We start from the raw sequence: 20,255 nt of genomic DNA, 5'->3' as shown, positions 1-20,255 counted from the left end.
ATCTCAGTGAGTACCTTCAGAGTCCACAGCAGTCTGACTGCAAGCGGCCGGCGAGTTTGCTGGGTCGCAACGCGCGACCTTGGCATTCTGCGGCAATGCAACTGAAAAGTGGCCGTCCCACGGAGCCGCTTCAGAAGGCGGGTAGTCCGTACTGAGAATCTGAGCTCCGCTGGCGATCATGGCATCGCGTCGCCTAGTGTCGTTGGCACGTGCTTCCTTCGTATCGGCATCCGTGCGCGTGCGCACCAGGTAGCCCATGCGAACCAGTTCTGCGATCTCGCCTGCCGGACCGTCATTGCGCTCAATAAAGGCTGCATCCGGCTGTCCGGGCTCGGAGTTTGTAAACAGCACGCGCCCACGCAGCGAAGGATGGCCCTCAAGGTAAACCGGCGTCACGTCATGCTGATCCATGAGCAAAATTACCTTTCCTCGCGCTGCATCCAGCGATGGCCATTCGCCCGCGAGGACAGCCTCTTCCAGCGAGTCATGTTCTCCACGCACATCGTCCGGAACAATCATCTCGTCCGCGCGAAATACAGAGCGGATCTCTGTATCCAGCGCGTCGAAAGTGGCTGCCGTAAATGGCTCCGGTGTCGTCAGCGTTGAATTCTTTGGCGCGCGTTGCTTGGTTTCGATCAAAAGAAAAATGGGAATATGCCGTGGATGCGCCTTCGACCAGGCATGCACTTCCTCAAGGCAAGCCACGAATGGCTGGCAATTGCTGCGGTAATCCACGTCCTGCACGTGCATAAGTTTGAAGCCAGGCTTGCTCATCACTCCATGCGGATCGAATTCAGGGTCCGCAGGTAATTTCGCGGCTGCCACCTGCTGCGGTCCACTCGGATGCGCGTAACGCCCACCCTTGGTGTCAGCAAAAACATCCAGTTCAAGCTGCCGCACACCCCCGTCCAGTTGCGCCGTGAGCGATGGATGCTTGTACTCGAGCGCTGCGTACACTTTCGGGTTCTTCTGCTGCCACAGCTTCGCTTCGCTGGGCGCAATGCCGGCATGGTAACTGTTATGCGTGCCGATCACCTGGATCTGGTTCATCTTTACCGTGCCTGGCGGCTGCACGGCAATGATCGGCTCGCTATCTGGCGCGTTCGAGTGAAACGGGCCGTCCGACGCTGCTTCGGCGCAGAGCGGTGAGGCCGCATCCGAGAGCGATGGCGGCGGGTTGCGCGTGCCCCAGACTGATGGTGCGGGCCCCATCGTGAGCTCCAGCGTGCCCCCGTTTGCGATTTGGTCGTGTCTGAACCACGATTGATCGAGCGGCGCTCCATTCAGCATCGCTGACTGCACATAGTGATTCAGATGTTCGGCATCAAGATTCTTCGCAATAATCCGCAGCGTCTTTCCATTCGCCAGATGAAGCTCCGCCTCGGGAAACGAAGGCGTTCCGATCAGGTACACATCTTGCCCTGCGTTCGGATAAAAGCCCAGAGAGTTGAAGATGAACCAGCTTGACATCGCACCAGAATCATCATTCCCGGGTATGCCACTACGTTCCGCAGTAAACGCCTTCTCCAGCAGTTGGCTGATTACATCGGCGGTGTGGTCCGGGCGGCCCGCCCAGTTATAGAGCACGGGCATCAGGAAACCAGGCTCGTTAGTCACATCGAAATGGCCGCGAACGAAGATGTTGTCCAAACGTCGGACGAAAGTCTTATCACCGCCGCTCATCGCAATTAGCTGGCGGACATCTTGCGGAGCATAGAAAGAATAGGTCCACAGATCTCCTTCATAAAAGAAGTCCGGCCACGTTCCACGCACCTGAAGGTCCGGAGCAGCCCATGAACCATCGGTCTTGCGCGGACGAAGAAATCCCTTGAAGCCCTCCGCACTCAAATTCTTGTCCCAGAGATTCTGCCAATTGTTTGCACGCGTCGCGAACTGTTTCGCCTCGGCTGGGCGATGCAAACCACATGCGACCTCGGCAATAGTGAAGTCGTCGTAGGAGTATTCAACCGTGCGTGATCCCGAACGTTCGTCCGCCAGGGTGATATAGCCCCTGCTGTTGTAGTCCACGATTCCCCCGCGCCCTTCCTTCTGCGCATTAGCCGGAGGAACACTGGCATCTTTCAGCATTGCTTCGAAAGCGGTCTCGTAGTCAATGCCGCCGAGATGCTTGGCAAACGCATCAGCGACCATCACGTTGGCATTGCTTCCCCCCTGTGTGCGGCCGTTGTCGTTACCGCTTCGGGCGTCCGGCATATACCCGATATGCCGATAGATGTCGATCAGCGAGCGAATAAGATCGCGCTCTCGCTCGGGAGCAATCAGCGTCAGCAGCGGCGCCGAACTGCGATAGGTATCCCAGATCGCATAGTAGTCATCGTAGTAAGGTTCGCTCGATTGCCAGTTAGGATTCTCGCCTGTGCGATCGGTCGGCATCAACATCGTGTGATACATCGCTGTGTAGAACTGAATGCGCTTGGAGTCGCTCTCTCCATGGATATCGATTTTTGCGAGCGCATGGTTCCACGCATCATGGCTTGCGCTTCGCGCTGCGTCGAACGACCACCCGGGAGCCTCCTGAGCGAGTGTGGCGCGGGCCTGGTCGACGCTCACAAACGAGATCGCTACCTTAGCCTGCACCACTTGGCCGGCCTGCGCTGTGAAGTCAAAGCTCGCACCCAGAGGCTGATCCGTATCCACCTTTATATCCGTCGAGGCGGAAAGGCCGGCGCCTGACCAGGTCCGCGTGCCACTCGCTCGAGTGTCAAGCGCCATCGCAAAATACACGCGATACTCTCCACCCTTGTTCCATCCGCCGGTGTAACGACCCATGCCCTCCGCCTCATGGTCAGAAACCATGTGCACTTCGCCGCCGAGGAAGCGCTGCGCTTCGGAACTCAGTCCGCGACTCAGACAATGATCGATGCTCAACGTGATGTGCGCTTCGCCGGAATTCGTAAATGTATAGCGATGCAAACCCACCCGACGGGTCGTCGTTAGCTCTGCGCGAACTCCATAACGGGTAAGCTGTGCGGCATAAAAGCCAGGATGATTGATCTCTTCATTTCGCGGAGACTTAATGTCCTTGATATCAAGCGGCCCGGTCACCGGCATCAGCAGCACATTTCCATACTTGCCCTGCGCGCCGCTTAGGTGTGTGTGGCTGAATCCCAAAACCTGGCCATCCGTCCAGTATCCGAATCCCGACGGGCGCCCGTCGAACGACTCCATGTCCGGACCGAGCTTGACCATGCCAAACGGAAGCGCCGCGCCCACAAATGTGTTGCCGCCCCAATCCACACCAAGAAATGTGTAGACGTTTTGGGTGTAATCCTTGGAGGGTTTCACCGTTTGTGCAGATACCACCGCACTCGACGCAAAGCAGAAAACGAGGGAACATCCGGCAACGAACGCAGCACCACGACGCATGAATCCGATAACTCCTTTTTCCGAAAACGGAAGCGGTTTCTAATGAGCCAGCTTCGGGTTGGAGGTGCTGCCGAGCGTATCGAAGAGCGGCTCGGCCGGCGTAGTCACGGGGTTCTCCTCGGCAGCGCTGATCGCCAGAATCCGAATCTTGTCATTCTTCGGCAGTGTCAGTGAGTGTGCTCCCGCGGGCACATCCAGCGCATACGCGAAGAGATACGAGTATTGGTACGGAGTGTTGAGTCCGTCCGCTGTGTGGTGATGCGAAGCATACCAGGCCAGCCCCGCGGGCTTGATGAAGCCTTTCTCCAAGCCAACGTAATCATCCGGATAGCTGGGAGACGGGCGGCGTAGCTCGCGCTCCTCAAGGTCCTTCGCCGGCCACACTGCATGGTGCGCAGAAATGTCCCAGTTGAAGTGAGGTTCATTCTTCCAGACACGGGTATCCCATTGCCCGATGAATCCGCCCCAGTTCTGTACTGTCAACTCCGTTCCCTTCCCTCCCACGCTGAACGTCGCTTGCTGATCACCATCCGTGGCTGCAGCAAGGACATATAGGCGATTAAAGCGGCCAGCAGGCAAAGCCACTTGCTGCCCATCGGGGACCACCGCATTCATCGTGCCTGTAGCTGCCGCAGGCAGTTGAAACCGCACTCCGTCATAGTCGATCTCGGTGGGCAGCATCTCGGCAGGCAGAGCATTTCCGTTCCCATCAAAACCACCGCCAGGCGTTTTCGTGTCGTCGTTAGTAGCCACCACCAACGTAAACGGCAGCGTCACCGGCTCCGAGTGCACCGCGGCTGCAGTTACCCTAGCCGGCGTCAGCTTCAACGCGAAGGTTCGCGGCTGGTAAGCGCCGAAGCTGGTCACTAGTTTTCCACCTTCCACGTTTGCCGGCCCAATCGGCTGCTCCTGTGCGTCGATCTCGCGAGCTGATGCCACTGGTCCGGGAAAGGTGAAGTGCACGTCATTGGCAGGTTGGCCGTCCATCTCCACCGCCCGGAGCACCACCTCATCGGAATCCTCCGCATGCTTCAGCGCAAAGACACGAATGCGCGAGTGATCGATGCGTAACAGCGAGAAACTCTTACCTAGGACACCCGCATGAGCTTCTGTAACAAACGGCATGATCGGATCGTTCAGCCGATATCCCTGCCAGTCGGTTTGGGCTTCACGCCATCCCTTTGCATGACCTGCGATGGCGTAGACGATCTCGTGATGTCCCCAGTCCTGGTTGGCCTGATCGCTATAGGCCCCGGGAGCGCGCGTAGCTGTTGGCTGAATGCCGGGTGAGCGCAGCAACGTAAGCCGAAGCGTGTGGTCGTCAGGCTTGTCCGATCCATTCTTATAATCCGTCAGCAGTGTTACGCCGAACGCTCCGGAGTTGTCAGTGAGATCGATCCAACGGTGTGAGCCGACCTCAAACTGGCGCGGGGCTGCGTTCGGACGTTCAATGGTGCCGAGATCCTGGTTATAGATAGCGTCTTTGTTAGTGGCCGTGAAAGGAAACACCGCCTTTAGGTTTGAAGTAAGTCCTCGCCAGTCAATCGCGTCCTTCACCTCGACGCGGCCACCGGCCTCACCGGCGCTCAGACTGATCGTCTGCACAAAGGTTGAGCCTTCCGTTTCGCGTGAAACCTCCAGAGCTACGCGCACCGGCCCGCGTTCAACGATGCGCACCTTCATAGCTCCTGCAACGTAAGCGCGCGGCGCCGCTTCCACCTGCTCATAGTCCATATTCCATGCCGGGTACTGTTTCGGCGTGTCCGTCGTGATCGCGAGCCGCACCGGGCCAGACAGTAGCTCCTTGTTGAGCTGCTTGTCGAAGATGCTTGAAATATCGCCGGCGGCATTGATCTGCACGCGGTAGCGTGCGTTCTCCAGAGAAGACTCGGTAACCTTGAGCTCGTTCTTCCCGGATACACTCTTCGCCGGAACGAGACGGTATACCGCATATCCGACGGAAGGCGCCTTCGCAACGAACAACACCTTGCCGCCAATAATCTGCACTGGAGACTGCGTTCCATCGGGCGCAATCGCTAGCACCGCCGTCGGCATGCCGCCGGGAAAAGCAACCGACGCCTCAACTAGGTCCTCGCGCTCAATGTTCAAAGGATTGAACAGCACCAGCGGGACGCCTGCGCCCCGCGTGTCCATGCTTGAGGCCACTGCTTCCGTTGCGCTCGTGAGCACACCCCCGAACTGGTTCGCGACGATCACGTCATCGTTCCACGCGTAGCGATAAGCCTGCGGTGTTGCCGTGCCTGCTGCAGTGTCATGGAAGTGGCCGCCGAGCGCCACAGTCCATGCATCGGTAAGCCTCTGCAACGGATAGGGGCGTGCCCCAAGCCAGGCCGCCGCGATCGATGATTCTTCAGCCGCGTTCGCGAGGGACTCATTTCGCATCACCCAGCGCTTGTGATACGCCTCCGACGTGAGCGAACCAGCCGAGTGATTGATGAGTTCAAGATCGCCTGTATATCCAGGGAGCCGGCTCTTATCTAACGGCCCCATGTCGCGGAACATCTGGTCTGCAGTGGAAATGATCACGTGCACCGGCCCCTCACCAACACGCACCGTCTTCGCGCTGTTAGTGCTCGACTCGTTGAGGAAGCTAAGCTGCGGAGGTACGGGAAGAACAGTTTCGCTCTTCGTCGCAATAGCCTCCAGCAACTTCACCGTGGACTCCTGAGTTGCTCCGCCGACGTCGCCCGTTCCTACATAGTGATAATCCGCATAGATCCCTGTCACCTTGCCATCCAGATCGATGCGCTGCACCCAATTCGACTCGACCTGCCGCCTCTCATATCGCCGCAGCTCCGCCGGAGTGAGCTTGGCCCTCTCTTCCGCGGACAAAGTTGGAACTGCTGAAGTCACAGGGGGCTGGCTGAGGTCGGTGTACACGTTGCTGCCATACCCTCCCGGGTTAAGCGCCGCGATAACCGTCTTACCATCCGGGCCCGTCCACACGCCGACATTGAATGGGATACCCTCTGGCGTTTTTTCCGGCGAATCGGGCCCACCGACCAGCGGGGATGGTTGCCAGACTGAGTTAAGCTTCTGCGTCGAGAAGCCTTTCACGCCCGCGTGCGCAAGAATGCTGGGCAGCGACGCTGGAAAGCCGAAGCAGTCCGGAAGCATGTATTCAGCGCTCGCCTTGCCGAACTCGTGGCGGTAATACTCATTCCCGTAGAGCACCTGGCGGAAGATTCCCTCCGCACTCGGCAGATTTACATCGCCCTCTTCGACAGATGAACCCGCCGGGTACCACCGCCCAGCCGCGATATATTGCTTCATCCGCGCGTAATCGTCTGGGAAGTACTCCTTCATCAGGCGGTAGCGGTTGGATCCGGTCCAATTGAAAACGTAGTGGGGGTAGCGATCGATATAGTCGAAGTTCACACGCATAGTCTTCAGCAGGTACTCGCTGATCGTCTGCGGCATCTCCCACCGCCACTGCGTGTCTAGATGCGCGTAGGGAACCACGTACAGCGTTGGGTCCTTGGTGATGTCCGGAGCTTTCATGGTCTGCGCCGTCCCATGCAGGGGCAGCAGCAGCACAGCCGATGCAGCCGGCAGCCACGCAAAAAAGGATCGATGAAAATTCTTTTCCTTCCGGCTTCGTGCGCCGGCGCGGCGATCGCGGCGATTCCAATTCATGCATGGCTCCATAGTTACGGTGGGATGTTCTTAGGATCGCGCGCGGAAAAGAGTGCGCGGGAGAGACGCAGCCCGCATGGAGGATGGCTCCATGCGGGCGGATTGAAGAAGCTTTACGGCTGGTTAGTAAGTGAAGTGGAGACCGACCTGCAATGTGCGAGGATTGCTGGTCGATTTACCTGTGACTTGGCCGAAAGTACCTGAAGTCGGATTCAGGTTCGGTCCAGACCAGTTCGGGTGGTTGATGAAGTTGTAGGCATCTGCGGTAAACTCCGCGTTGGCCGTTTCGGTGATCATGAACCTCTTTTTCAGCGAGAGATTCCAGTCCTGATAGCCAGGCTGGTAGATAGAATCGCGGACGCCCTGCTGAAGGTTGAAGGTTCCCGTGGTCGGCTGCGTGAACAGCGGGTTGCCGCTCGAATCAGTGGTCGAGAACCACTGCTTTTTGTTCGTGGCGTAACCTGCAAAACCTTTCAGTATCTGCGGCTTTCCATTCATCACCCAGAACTGACCTTCCGACCCGCAGCCGAAGCTGCCAACTTCGCCGACTCCGGCGTAATCAGTTGTTGTGCCGATACCGCACGGCGCTCCGGTTTGGAACTGCGCAACGCCGGCAATGCGCCATCCGCCGAGCAGCTTGCCGCTCAAAGCGTGCGAGTCGCGGAAGAAAGGAAGCGCCCAGACATAGTTGATGACCAGCATGTGGCGGGCGTCATACTCCGACGGTCCGTACAGGTTGCTCGTGTTGTAGGTATCAGGCACGATGTCGCGGTAGTTCGAGCTGTCATCGCTGCTCTTGGAGAGCGTGTACGCTACACCGAAGCTGATGTTCCTCGCACTTGTTCGCTGCCAGGTTACTTGCAGAGAGTTATAGCGCGAGCGGCCATCGCTGACCTCCTGCTGAATGGCGGCATAACCCTGGTAAGGGCGAAGCGCATTCACGTTGTACGCCTTGCCGTGGGCTGCCGCCGACGCCTGAAGCGCTCCGACGGTTGGCTGGTTGATGTCATACACGCGCCAGTTATGAATTCCTCGGCCGCCGACATACGCCAACGTAAGCATGGACCTCATCGGCAGCTCCCGTTGTACGGCCAAGTTCCAGTTGTAACGGGTCGGCGCCTTCAGGTTGCGGTTCAGTGTAGTCACGGTGAGTGATGGAGCCGTGCCGGGCGTGATGGCAAAGCCAGGATTGTCCACCATGGAGGTCAGATTGCCGCTGAGCGCATTGACCGTAATGAATGGCTGGAAAGGCGGATTGCCGCCGGGGAAGATGTTGTCCAACAATCCCATGCGGGTTGCAAATGAGCCGAAGCCTCCACGTACCACCGTCTTCTGCCGGATCTGGTACGCAAAGCCCACCCGTGGCTGGTAAATCCACGAAGTGTTGACGTAACCGTTGGGTAGCTTGGGCGCGAACAGGCCGTTACATGAGCTATTGTCGCAAGCCGTGCTACTGGAAGACGACGTCGCGCCGACGACGCCATGCGCCGCGGCCGAAGCCGGGAAGCTTGAATAGCCCGGTATGACCATGCCGTCGTAGGGGTTGCCGGTGCCGAGATTGATATTACCGGTCGCAGTATTCACTGTGGGCGCTGATGAAGCGCTGTACGATGCGGGATCGAAGAAATCCGCATTGCCCCATAGCGGCTTGTATGCCGTCAGACCCGTGACGCGAAGTCCGAAGTCCAGGTGGAGCCGCTGAGTGGCCTTCCACGAGTCCTGCGCGAAGTAATCGTATGACTGACCCCGCCAGGCAGTGTAAGACTTGGGACCGATTTCGGTGTAGCTGTCGGAGAGGCCCATCGCCAGGTTCGCGATTGCTACGCCCGTAGTGTCGTTCAGGCCATTGTGATTGTCGCTGAAGACGAAGCTCCCATTCTGGTTGTTCGCGCCGCCCGGTACCGTCGACACGTTGATCTGGTCGTTGTCGTTCTCGCCCGAGAACCAGACCGACACGCCGGCTTTGAGCGTATGGTTGCCGAACACCTTCGTGAAGCTGTCAGTGTATGTGTAGATCGGGCCGCCCGAATGCGACGGATAGGGTCCGCCGGCCAGGCCGTAGAAGGTACCAAGACCGCTGACCGTGGGAATCTTGTTCGGAGCGGCTTTCCCGCCCGGGATGATGTACGGGAAATTGATACCCAGTGTCTGCCGGTTGAAGCCGGGCAGCGCCAGGTTCACCGGGATGTACACCTGGTCGAGACTGTACGTCACACGAGCTTCGTTGACGGTACTCGGGTTCACGACCCAGGTCCAGGTAAGTCCGTTGGTTTGGTTGGGACGATTGAAGTAACGGCCCGTCAGGCCCGAACCCTGATCGAACGGAAGGGTTTCGTTGTAGGTGACATTCTGGCGCCTGAAGGCGAGATGGTGATGGTCATTGATCGCGATGTCGAAGCTGATCTGTTGCTTGCGCTGATTGATCGGATGTGCGGCCGCTGAGATCCAGTTCGCCGACGAGCTGACGTACCCGGGCGTCGGCGCAGGGTACGCGTCGATGATGGCGAGACCGTTGGCGCTGAGGCGGTTCGAGGGGATCGTATTGTTGAAAAATGGAGTGCACCCTGTGGCGCCAACCAGGTGGCCACTGACCGTGCTGACGCTGGGGCACGTCGCCGGGTCGTAAACGTAGGTAGGCGAGGCGTAGAAGGGGTTCGCCGTCAGCAGTTCGCTGAAGTTGCCCTGACGCATCAGGTTCGTCGGCACCCACTGGGTCTGGCTATCCGTGGAGCGGTTACGGATCCAGTCTTCTGCCACGAAGAAGAACATCTTCTCCCGATATTTATCGGTCCAGTGCATTCCGGGAATCCAGACCGGGCCGCCAAACGTGAAGCCAAAGTTGTTGAAGCGGAACGGTGAGGCAAACTGCGTCGTCGGGCTCTGATTTCGCGTCCATGTGTTCGCGTTCATCGCTGAGTTGCGCAGATATTCGTAAGCTGTTGCATGAAAGTCTTTGGTGCCGGACTTGGAGATGATGCGCATCTGGCCGCCGGCAGAGGCGCCGTACTCCGCCTGGTAGTCAGAGGTGAGAATCTGCATCTCTTCGATTGCATCCGGATTCGCTACACCGATGACCTGGCCGGAACCGCGAGTGCGCACGCCGGGCGCGCCGTCGAACGTCAACAGCGTGTCCTGCTGCCGCGCGCCATTGACATTGAACGGAATTGAAGAACCGATGGCGAAGTTGAGATCGCCCAACGTCGTGCCGCTGCGCATTCCGGGAATCAGCGAACCGATGAACATCGGGTTCCGGCCATTAAGTTGCTGATCGGTGATCGTCTGACCGCTGATCTCGCTCTGCGTCGAGCCGGACTCCGTCTGCAACACCATAGCGGTGGCGGTCACCTCAACGGCTTGGGTAACTTCGCCCGCCTGAAGGCTTCCATCGATCGCCAGAGCGGTGCTGGCTGCCAGAGGGTTGTGCAAGCTGATGAACTTGCGGAAGCTGGGTGCTTCAACCTCCATCGAGTACGTTGCGGGCGGGAGATTTGGAACAGTGTAGTGGCCGTCTGAATCGGTCGTTACGGTGAAGGCCTGGTCGGTCCCCTCATTCCGTATCGTCACTTTTGCATTCGGCACGACGGCGCCTGATTGATCTCTTACAAAACCGCCAATGCTTCCCACGTCCGACTGTGCGCGTCCGTAAGGGCATGTCAGTAGCAGTAGTGCGACGATTACCTGGAAATACAGGGCTCTAAGCAACGCGTTGCTTTTCATCGGCTCTCCTTGAAATAAACAGAACTGTCAGGGCCTTCTTGTTGAAAAGAAGTATGATCGCGGCATCAGAAGTTGTGGCGTTATACTCCGCGAGAAAATCGATTGTCAAATCGAATTTGCCAATTTTCGGCTGCGTTATCGTAAACGCCCGTTAGATTTCGCGAATATCTTCGATGAACGCGGCATAGAGGAGTACCTCTGTGTCTGAGAAAGACAACGCTTACTGAGGATCTCGCAGGCGTCATCAATGACTACTTCCCCGCCCCTCAGCGGACCGTCACCGAGATCGTGGATTTTCACCTTGGCATCTAGCACCGCATCCAGAACCTCACCGACCGCCATCTTTGAGTTCACGATTGCCGGTAGCTTGGACAACTCGACGGCAGTGTTTGCTGTGGAGACCGCGCCGCCGTCACACTGACTACACTCGCAACCAAAGCCACTTCGCTCATGGGAAGAACTGTGCCTCAGATTCGAGCCGTTAGTGCCTGTGGGTATCGGGGCCGTTTTGGTGGGAGCGGGGACTTTGTCATGCGCCGAGCGTTTTGTCATGCAAATCAGGCTCATCAGGCGTAAAACATCGCACTAAACGCACGAGCCGCACAACCCCAGAAACACGTAACCCCCTGATTTTCAGCTATTTACTAGCGTTATCAGAGGGTTACAAAATTTGCTGGCGGAGAGGGAGGGATTCGAACCCCCGATAGCCTTGCGACTATGGCTGATTTCGAGTCAGCTGCATTCAACCGGGCTCTGCCACCTCTCCGGCCCTGAGGTAGATTTTACCTCACATCAAAGCCCCAACGAAAACGCGCCGGGCTTGCATCTCCACGGCGCGTCAACATCTTCACAAAACTTCCCAGCTACGCGCGACGCGACTTCACTGCCTCCGCAGCCTTCGCCGTTCCGTTCACCGGCACCTCAGGAATCTCGACCTCATTCACGGCCTTGATCCCCAGCTTTTTGCGCAGTTCCCCGTCCATCCGTGCAAAGATGTCCTTGTTCTCCTTCAGGAAGTTCCGCACATTCTCGCGCCCCTGCCCGATGCGCTCTCCGCTGTAGCTGTACCACGCGCCGCTCTTCTCCACGATGTTGTGCAGCACCGCCAGGTCCAGCACATCGCCTTCACGCGAGATGCCCTCGCCATACAGAATGTCGAACTCCGCATCGCGGAACGGCGCCGCTACCTTGTTCTTGACGATCTTCACCTTCGTGCGCGATCCGACAACCGTCTCGCCTTCCTTCACCGCACCAATGCGCCGAATGTCGATACGCACCGACGAATAAAACTTCAGCGCGCGTCCACCCGTCGTTGTCTCCGGATTCCCGAACATCACGCCAATCTTCTCGCGCACCTGATTGATAAAAATCAGGCTGGTGCGCGACTTCGACACCGTTCCTGTCAGCTTGCGCAGCGCCTGCGACATCAACCGCGCCTGCAAACCCATATGCGAATCGCCCATCTCGCCATCGAGCTCCGCCTTGGGAACCAGCGCTGCCACAGAGTCGACCACCAGCACATCGATCGCGCCTGACCGCACCAGTGCCTCGACGATCTCCAAAGCCTGCTCGCCGTAATCCGGCTGGCTCACCAGCAGATTATCCGTATCCACACCGAGCTTCTTTGCATAGATCGGATCCAGCGCATGCTCGGCGTCCACAAACGCCGCCAGCCCGCCGTTCTTCTGAGCCTCGGCAATCACCTGCAGCGTAATCGTCGTCTTACCCGAGCTCTCAGGCCCGAAGATCTCGATCACTCTTCCCCGCGGCACACCGCCCACACCCAGCGCCGCATCGAACGAGATCGATCCAGTCGAAATGACCGAAATTGGCCCAATCGCCTCCTTCGCTCCCAGCCGCATCACCGAACCCTTGCCAAACTGCTTCTCCAACTGCGAAAGGGCCGTTTCTATTGCCCGGGTCCGGTCATCTGCCACGTCAGTTCTCCTTTTGCCACGCTCACTGCTCAGGGTGGAGGTCTTGAAGCCGAGTCTAGCAGCAAAACCGGACACCGGCAAAAGAAAAGCGAAGATTCCCGCGGAAATCCCGTACGTAATTCGTGCTATTTCTCCTTCGCTTTCGCTGGCCTGATAACCGATCCCTGCAACTCCGCATACTCGCCATCGCGATACCGATATACGGTCTCCTCGCGCATGATCGAGCAGTGCCCGTTCGCGCACTTCTGCCGCACCGTCATCACCTCCGCATCGAAGAACGGCAACCGGCTCGCACGCGGCACAAACCGCACCGCCGCCGACAACTTCGTCGACCCATCCGGATCATCGCTCTCCACCGGAATCGTCAACAGCCCCCGCACCGAACTGCCCACCGGCCCATATACCCTCAGCGACGCGTCCGTATTTCCCTGCGCGGTAAACCCATCCTCCACGACAAAGCAGTACGTCCGCTCCCCGCAGCCACGCAGTTCCATTCCCGCTGGCGGCCCTCCCCATCCGCCCGCATAGATCGCCGCCGCACCGGCAGTCTCCAGCTTCCATACACCATCCGCTGGCGCATACACAGCTCCGCCCAGCGCCGCCCTGCACGCGTGACACATCTCCTGCTCAGGAACCCATCGGCACCGCGCTCATGTACGGCATCGCCGCGCTCGTCATCGCCCTTCCGGCCGACCCCGCCTTCCGCAATCAGCAGGCCTTCGTCACCGTCTTCGGCATCCTGCCGCGCATCCTCATCGCGTCGCTCATCGCCTTCTGGGCCGGCGAATTCGCCAACTCCTACACCATGGCACGACTCAAGCTCCTCACCCGCGGCCGCTGGCTTTGGACCCGCACCGTCGGTTCCACCATCGTCGGTCAGGCCGTCGATACCACCATCGTCATCACCCTCACCTTCCTTGGGACTTACCCCATCGCCACGCTCGCGAAGATCATTCTTACCAGCTACTTCCTCAAAGTTGCCTACGAGGCCCTCGCCACTCCCCTCACCTACCTCGTCGTCAACTTCCTCAAGCGCGCCGAGCAATCCGACCCCTTCGACGCCCACACCAACTTCAATCCCTTCCATCTGGTTGAAAACTGAAAGCCCGAAATCTCGTCTTCCTTATTACAGAGTCCCGGCCCCCTGCATTTCATCTCTTCCTTCAAGGAAATGAAATAACGTTGCGCATCTTCACAACATCTCTTCTGTTTGCCGTCACGGCCTGCCTCGCTGCGCAACAACCCGCATCCGTTGCCAATAACTCCGATCTCCCCACCGAGCCGCAGCCCCAGTTGCTCCTGACCTCCGACGTATCGCAACCAGAGTCATCCTCCTCCTCGCAGCAGCAGCAGCCATCCACCCCGCAGCAGACCGCACCCGCCGCTCAAACATCACAAAGCCAGACGCCCGAACAGTCGCAGGAAACTGAAGAGCAGCGCCGCGCCCGCATCCTTCATGAGGAGGAGCAGCAGCGCATGCTGGGCGTCATCCCCAACTTCAACAGCGTTATGAGTGGTGTCGCGCCGCCGCTAACGGCCAAACAGAAGTTCCATCTCTTCTTCAAAGCCGCGGTTGATCCCTTCGAGTTCGTCGCCGCTGGTGCCGACGCCGCCCTCGAGCAGGGCGAGGACTCCTACCCGGGCTATGGCCAGGGATTCACCGGCTACGCCAAGCGCTATGGCGCGTCCTTCGCCGATACCGCCGACGGAAACTTCTGGGGCAACGCCGTCCTGCCATCGCTCTTTCACCAGGACCCGCGCTACTTCCGCCTGGGCCACGGCAAGGTCATGCACCGCATCCTCTACGCCGCTGCATCCACCATCATGGCCCGCGGCGACAATGGCAAATGGCAGCCCAACTACTCCAACGTCATGGGCAACTTCATCGGCGGCGCCATCTCGAACGTCTACTATCCCGCCGCCGATCGTGGCGGAATCCTCACCGTAGAACGCAGCGCCACCACCACCGCCGAGGGCGCCATTGGCTCAGTCGCCGTCGAGTTCTATCCCGACGTCATACATTGGATTCACAAGGGCCATTCGAATAACCAGCCGCCCACGGCCGTCGCTCCCTAGCTCTGCCCGCGCTGTTCCAGCGCCTTCCTGTTCCACCCTCCACAGTTCGCCGCCGCATCGTACGTGCTCTCCAGAAAATCCATCAAGGCTCTATCCGGATCAGGCGCACGCCGCATCGTCTCGTACGGCAGAATGAACTCACCAAACGTCGCATCAAATCGCGCCTCCGCCGGCATCACCTTGTACTCGCGATATCCCTTCGGCTCCGGATACGCATAGCTGTAGAAGAACGCATCCACCCCCGGCGCTCCCGGCCAGAACCCAGCGCTCGACACCTCATGCGAATACGCATCGCGCGTCACGCGATCCGGCAGCCCTGGCATGCTCGGATGCGGCGGCGCCGGCCTGCCTGAAAATCGCGTGCATGCCAGGTCCATCGCTCCCCAGAACAAATGCACCGGGCTCACCTTCCCGATGAACTTCGACCGAAACGCCGTGATCACTCGCGTCGACTGCAGCAGCACATGCCAGTACCGCTCTACATTCTCGCGGTCATATGTCTTGTGCGTCTGGTCCTGATCAAACGGAATCGGGTTCTGCACTTCAGACGGCACGGTATAGATCTTCACCGGCGTCCCCACCGCCTTCATCGCATCCATCACCTCGCCATAGAACGCAGCCACCGTCATCGAACGCAGCGGGATCTTTCTCTGTCCGCCATCGTCGATCGAGATCACCAGCTCGTGCGTCACAAAGTCGAACTGAATCGCCACCGTCCGCGCGTTGCACCACATCGACGCCGTCGTCAGCCCCCGCGCCGTCGGATACAGCGTCACATTCCACCCATGGTTGATATGCGGCGTCAGCCGCATCCGAATCTTGCCCACAATCTGCAGCCACATCTGCAGCGTCTGACAACAGTCAGCCCACTCGCTGTAAGGCAGCGCCGGCCAAACCTCTACACCTCGTTCAACCCCGGAAGCCGAGCCCATAACGACCTCCTTCCAGAACCCCTCGATAATACGACCCCTTTGCCACCTGGCTATTAAATTCCTGCCTGACTCGCTGACTCGCTGCCCTGCTGACTCGCTCCCTCCACACCCGCGCCGAACGATACAATCAACCCTGCCGATGCCCTATCAGGTTCTCGCCCGCAAGTACCGTCCCACGCGCTTCTCCGACGTCGTCGGCCAGGACCACGTCACCCGCACGCTTCTCAACGCGCTTTCCCAAAACCGCATCGCCCACGGCTACATCTTCTCGGGCCACCGCGGCATCGGCAAAACCACCATCGCGCGCATCCTCGCGAGCGCCCTCAATTGCCGAACGCCCATTGGTGATCCAGCCCGCCCCACCCCCGAGCCCTGCAACATCTGCGACTCCTGCACCGAGATCCGCTCCGGAAACTCCGTCGACGTCATCGAAATCGATGCCGCCACGAATCGCGGCATCGACGAAATCCGCGATCTCCGCGACGCCGCCCGCTACCGCCCCGCGCGCGACAAGTACAAGATCATCATCCTCGACGAGGCGCACCAGATCACCGACGCCGCCTTCAACGCCCTCCTGAAGACCCTCGAAGAACCACCCGAGCACATCGTCTTCATGATGGCCACCACGCAGCCCGAAGACATCCCGCAAACCATCCGTTCGCGCTGCCAGCACTTCAGCTTTCACGCCGTCAAGCTCGACGACATCGTCGGCCAGCTTCGCTCCATCGCCACCGCCGAAAACATCTCCGCCGACGACGCGACTCTCGCTCTCCTCGCCGAAGCCGGCGACGGCTCCATGCGCGATGCCCTCTCCATCATGGATCAGGCCATCGCCTCGGCACCCACTGAAAACGGCATCCCCTCGCTCTCCGCCGACGAAGTCCGGTCCCTCATGGGCACCGTCTCGAACGTCGTCTTCGAGCAGATCCTCGCCGCGGTCCACGCCAACAACTCGGCTGACGTCCTCGCCATCCTCGGCCGCCTCCTCGACGCAGGCAACGGCCCCCAGCCGCTCGCCCGCCAGTTCGTTCGCTATCTTCGCAACTGCACCATCGCCAAGATCACCCACCTCGCACCCGACCAACCCGCGCACGGCCTAGCCGCCGACCTCCTCCAGATATCCCCCGAGGAACGCTCCCGCGCCGCACGCACCGCCGCACTCTTCACCGAAGAAGAGCTCTCACGCTTCCTCTCCATCCTCCTCCGCACCTTCGACGACCTCGGCTTCCGCCAGGAACCCCGCTTCCACCTCGAGCTCGGCGTCCTCAAGCTCGTCCACCTCCAGCGCCTCCTTCCCGTCGAAGACCTCCTCACCCAACTCGGCGCCACCAACTCCCCACCCACTCCCTCAACGACACCCACCAATCGGTTGTCGTCGGGGGCGACCACGCCGGATGCCCCATTCGTATCGACGGCCGGGGTCCCCGGCGAACTTGCTCGCGGGGGCGGAGCTTCATCGTCGGGACGAGTGGGATCCACAGATCTCTCCACCACCAAAAACCCCGTCATCCTGAGCGAAGCCGCTTCAGCGGCGCAGCCGAAGGACCCCGAGGGTCCCGGCCCTGCCCCCGCCGCTCGACCCTTTTCAACCACCAACACCACCGACGGCTCCCTCGCCCTCGCCCCCGAGCCCGCACAGCCCGACCGCCCGCAACTCGTCCCTCAACAAACTGGCGACCTCGACACTCTCCAATCCACCCTCGTCTCCGCCCTCGCCGCCGCCAAAGGCCAGCAGTCCGCCTCCGACGCCATCCACGACGCGACCCTCACAATCGCCGGCGACACACTCAACATCCAGACCACGCTCTCCAAACCCATGCTCCCGGCCGTCTTCAACGCCGACGCCACGCGCATCCTCACCGCCGCGCTTCGCCAGTCGCATCCGACCCTCAAGCTCGCGCTGCTCCCCGGCACACCCGCCGCCGCGGCCCCCAAAAAGAAACGCGCCGCCGCCGCCGGCTCTGCCACCGAGCTCGCCGAAAACCACCCCATGGTCAAAGAAGCCAAACGTCTCTTCTCCGCCGAGATCTCCAACGTCATCGACCTCCGCGACAAAGACTAAGCTGGCAGCTCGAAGCTCACAGCTGGCAGCTGATCGCACAAACCCTCACCAACACCGCCCCAAGGACCTCACCCATGGACCTCTCCAAAATGCAGGACATGCTCTCTCAGGCCACCGCCATGCGCGAGCAGATGGACCAACGCCTCGCCGCCACCATCGTCGAAGCCGACTCCGGCGGCGGCGCTGTCACCGCCCGTATGAACGGCAAAAAAGAGTTGCTGAAACTCACCATCGCCCCCTCCGCCGCATCAGCCGCCGCCGGTGACATCACCATGCTCGAGGACCTCATCGTCGCCGCCGTCAACGCCGCCGCCCGCAAGGCCGACGACGCCATGCAATCCTCCGCCGCCAGCATGCTCGGCGGCCTCGGCCTCCCCGGCCTCTAACCCGCTTTTCCTAACCCCTAACCCCTAACCCCTCGCCCCTAACTCCTCACTCCTAACCCGCTTTTCTCTACCCTCTATTCCCTACCCTCTACCCTCTGCCTTTATGAACCGCTACGCCGCGCCCATGACCCGCCTCATCGACGAGCTCCGCAAGCTCCCCGGCGTCGGCACGCGCACCGCGCAGCGCTTCGCCTTCCACATCCTTCGCTCCTCAGACTCCGACGCCGCCGCTCTCGCCGACTCCATCCGCGCCCTCAAAGCTGCGCTCCGTCTCTGCTCCATCTGCAACAACATCACCGACGTCGACCCCTGCCTCTACTGCGCCTCGCCCACGCGGAATCAACACCTCATCTGCGTCATCGAAGAGCCCACCAACATCGCCGCCATCGAAAAGACCCGCAGTTACAACGGCGTCTACCATGTCCTCCACGGCACACTCTCACCTGTCAACGGCATCGGCCCCGACCAGCTCCGCCTCACCAACCTCTGGCCCCGCCTCGCCGCCCTTGCCGAAGAATCAACTGGAAGCCCTGATCGGACCACCACAGAACCGGGTGCCCCATTCGTACCGACGCAGACGGGACGAGTGGGCTCGAACGACAGCGAGCTCATCCTCGCCACCTCTCCCACCGTCGAAGGCGAAGCCACCGCCCGCTATCTCGCCGACGAGTCCCACCACCGCTTCCCCACGCTGCGGATCACCCGCATCGCCACCGGCGTCCCCGCCGGCTCCGACATCGAGTACGCCGACGAAATCACCATGACCCGCGCCCTCGAAAACCGTCGAGCCCTCTAGTTCCCCAGCGTCACACTTCACCTCCCGAGCTATACTTCTTCCGGTTGCTTTCCGGGCTCTCGGAAATCGTCCCCCTCACCCACAACCTGAACCGTCTTAGGAGGTAACTCATGCTAAGACACGCTTCCAATCACGCACTCGTGACCGTGGTGTGCAGTGTTGTGTTCCTTTGCGCCCCTGCACGATTGCCTGCCAGTGCCTTCACGCAAACCAACCTCGTCTCCAACGTTCCCGGTCTCGCAGAACATACCGATCCAAACCTCGTCAATCCTTGGGGTGTCTCCTCCTCCGCAACATCGCCCTTCTGGGTATCCGACCAAGGCACAGGTGTGGCCACACTCTACGATGGCGCGGGCAATATCACTCCGCTGGTCGTCTCCATCCCCGGCAGCTCCACTCCACCCAGCGGTCCAACCGGCCAGGTCTTCAACAGCACCACCGGATTCGTCGTCGGCAATAGCCCCGCGCACTTCATCTTCGACACCCTGAACGGAACCATCGCCGGTTGGAACAGCGGTACTTCCGCTGTCACCATGGCGTCCACTCCCGAAGCCGTCTACACGGGCCTCGCTATCGACAGCACCGCAACCGCGACCTATCTCTACGCTGCAGATTCCGCCGGCGGAGCCATTCACGTCTTCAACTCCAGCTGGACGGATGTCACCGGTTCAGTCTTCGCAGGCAAATTCGTCGATCCGAATCCAGTAGCCGGCTATGTGCCCTTCAACGTCCAGACCATTGGCTCGAACATCTATGTGACCTACGCGCAGCTCACCTCGCAGGGAACCGGCCTGCCTGGCGGTTACGTGGACGAGTTTGACGCCAACGGAAACTTCATCACGCGCATCGCCACGAACGGGCCTCTCTATGCCCCGTGGGGCATCACCCTCGCTCCCTCGGAATTCGGTCCCTACAGTAACGATCTGCTCATCGGGAACTTCGGCAACGGAGAGATCCTCGCCTACAATCCCACCACAGATATGTTCCTTGGCGCATTGGATGGACCGGACGGATCCCCAATCGTCGATCCCTTCCTCTGGGCACTCATCGTGCGCACCGGCGGGACCAACGTGAACACTGATGCGCTCTATCTCACCGCGGGTATCGACAATCAGCAGGACGGCCTCTTCGCAGAGATCGCCTACACACCCGAACCCTCCACGCTCTTCGAGACCGGCTCCGCCTTCATTGGTCTCCTTCTGCTCCGCTTCAGACGTAAGTAGCGGGCCACTGGGCGGGAACCCTTCCTCCCGCCCATCCGCTCGCCGCGCCACCCGTCGCATCGAAGCCCTGAACATCCCCCGA

Annotated in this window: 12 protein-coding genes and 1 tRNA gene; 6 read left to right on the top strand and 7 right to left on the bottom strand. The window is 59.9% G+C overall.

Features of this window, described 5'->3' with window-relative positions; translation table 11 throughout:
* Positions 1–3: 3 nt before the first annotated feature.
* From VGU25_03635 to VGU25_03610, 6 genes are all read right to left on the bottom strand, one after another.
* Complete coding sequence (locus VGU25_03635; protein ID HEV2576282.1) at positions 4–3,387, bottom strand: GH92 family glycosyl hydrolase; 3,384 nt, start codon at positions 3,385–3,387, stop codon at positions 4–6.
* A gap of 39 nt (positions 3,388–3,426) precedes the next feature.
* Entirely contained in the window at positions 3,427–7,044 is a 3,618-nt protein-coding gene (locus VGU25_03630; protein HEV2576281.1) for a glycoside hydrolase family 38 C-terminal domain-containing protein, read from the bottom strand.
* 123 nt (positions 7,045–7,167) lie between these two features.
* Positions 7,168–10,761 (bottom strand): carboxypeptidase regulatory-like domain-containing protein, encoded by a 3,594-nt coding sequence (locus tag VGU25_03625; GenBank protein HEV2576280.1) that lies wholly within the window; start codon positions 10,759–10,761, stop codon positions 7,168–7,170.
* 674 nt (positions 10,762–11,435) lie between these two features.
* Positions 11,436–11,527 (bottom strand) — tRNA-Ser (locus VGU25_03620).
* 97 nt (positions 11,528–11,624) lie between these two features.
* Positions 11,625–12,698 carry a recombinase RecA gene (gene recA, locus VGU25_03615; protein HEV2576279.1) on the bottom strand — a complete coding sequence of 358 codons (1,074 nt, stop codon included), beginning with the start codon at positions 12,696–12,698 and terminating at the stop codon, positions 11,625–11,627.
* 125 nt (positions 12,699–12,823) lie between these two features.
* Positions 12,824–13,318: a hypothetical protein gene (locus VGU25_03610; protein HEV2576278.1), complete on the bottom strand. Its 495-nt coding sequence runs from the start codon at positions 13,316–13,318 to the stop codon at positions 12,824–12,826.
* Between the two features lie 32 nt (positions 13,319–13,350).
* Between VGU25_03610 and VGU25_03605 the strand changes: the two genes are divergently transcribed.
* Both VGU25_03605 and VGU25_03600 read left to right on the top strand, forming a co-directional pair.
* A complete protein-coding gene (locus VGU25_03605) occupies positions 13,351–13,800 on the top strand; it encodes a queuosine precursor transporter (protein HEV2576277.1) in 450 nt (149 codons plus the stop codon).
* 80 nt (positions 13,801–13,880) lie between these two features.
* Entirely contained in the window at positions 13,881–14,774 is an 894-nt protein-coding gene (locus VGU25_03600; GenBank protein ID HEV2576276.1) for a hypothetical protein, read from the top strand.
* On the opposite strand, the gene VGU25_03595 is transcribed toward VGU25_03600, so the two are convergent.
* Entirely contained in the window at positions 14,771–15,706 is a 936-nt protein-coding gene (locus VGU25_03595; GenBank protein HEV2576275.1) for a DUF5996 family protein, read from the bottom strand. The two genes, VGU25_03600 and VGU25_03595, sit on opposite strands and share 4 nt — an antisense overlap.
* A 139-nt stretch (positions 15,707–15,845) precedes the next feature.
* Between VGU25_03595 and dnaX the strand changes: the two genes are divergently transcribed.
* From dnaX to VGU25_03575, 4 genes are all read left to right on the top strand, one after another.
* Positions 15,846–17,768 carry a DNA polymerase III subunit gamma/tau gene (gene dnaX / locus VGU25_03590; protein ID HEV2576274.1) on the top strand — a complete coding sequence of 641 codons (1,923 nt, stop codon included), beginning with the start codon at positions 15,846–15,848 and terminating at the stop codon, positions 17,766–17,768.
* 74 nt (positions 17,769–17,842) lie between these two features.
* A complete protein-coding gene (locus VGU25_03585; protein HEV2576273.1) occupies positions 17,843–18,154 on the top strand; it encodes a YbaB/EbfC family nucleoid-associated protein in 312 nt (103 codons plus the stop codon).
* A gap of 103 nt (positions 18,155–18,257) precedes the next feature.
* Positions 18,258–18,950 carry a recombination mediator RecR gene (locus tag VGU25_03580; GenBank protein ID HEV2576272.1) on the top strand — a complete coding sequence of 231 codons (693 nt, stop codon included), beginning with the start codon at positions 18,258–18,260 and terminating at the stop codon, positions 18,948–18,950.
* Between the two features lie 110 nt (positions 18,951–19,060).
* Complete coding sequence (locus VGU25_03575) at positions 19,061–20,173, top strand: TIGR03118 family protein (GenBank protein ID HEV2576271.1); 1,113 nt, start codon at positions 19,061–19,063, stop codon at positions 20,171–20,173.
* Positions 20,174–20,255 lie beyond the last annotated feature (82 nt).

The organism is Acidobacteriaceae bacterium (genome assembly GCA_035944135.1).
Lineage (GTDB): Bacteria > Acidobacteriota > Terriglobia > Terriglobales > Acidobacteriaceae > Granulicella.
Note: the sequence above shows the minus strand (reverse complement) of the source record. Positions and strands in the feature narration are given on the sequence as shown.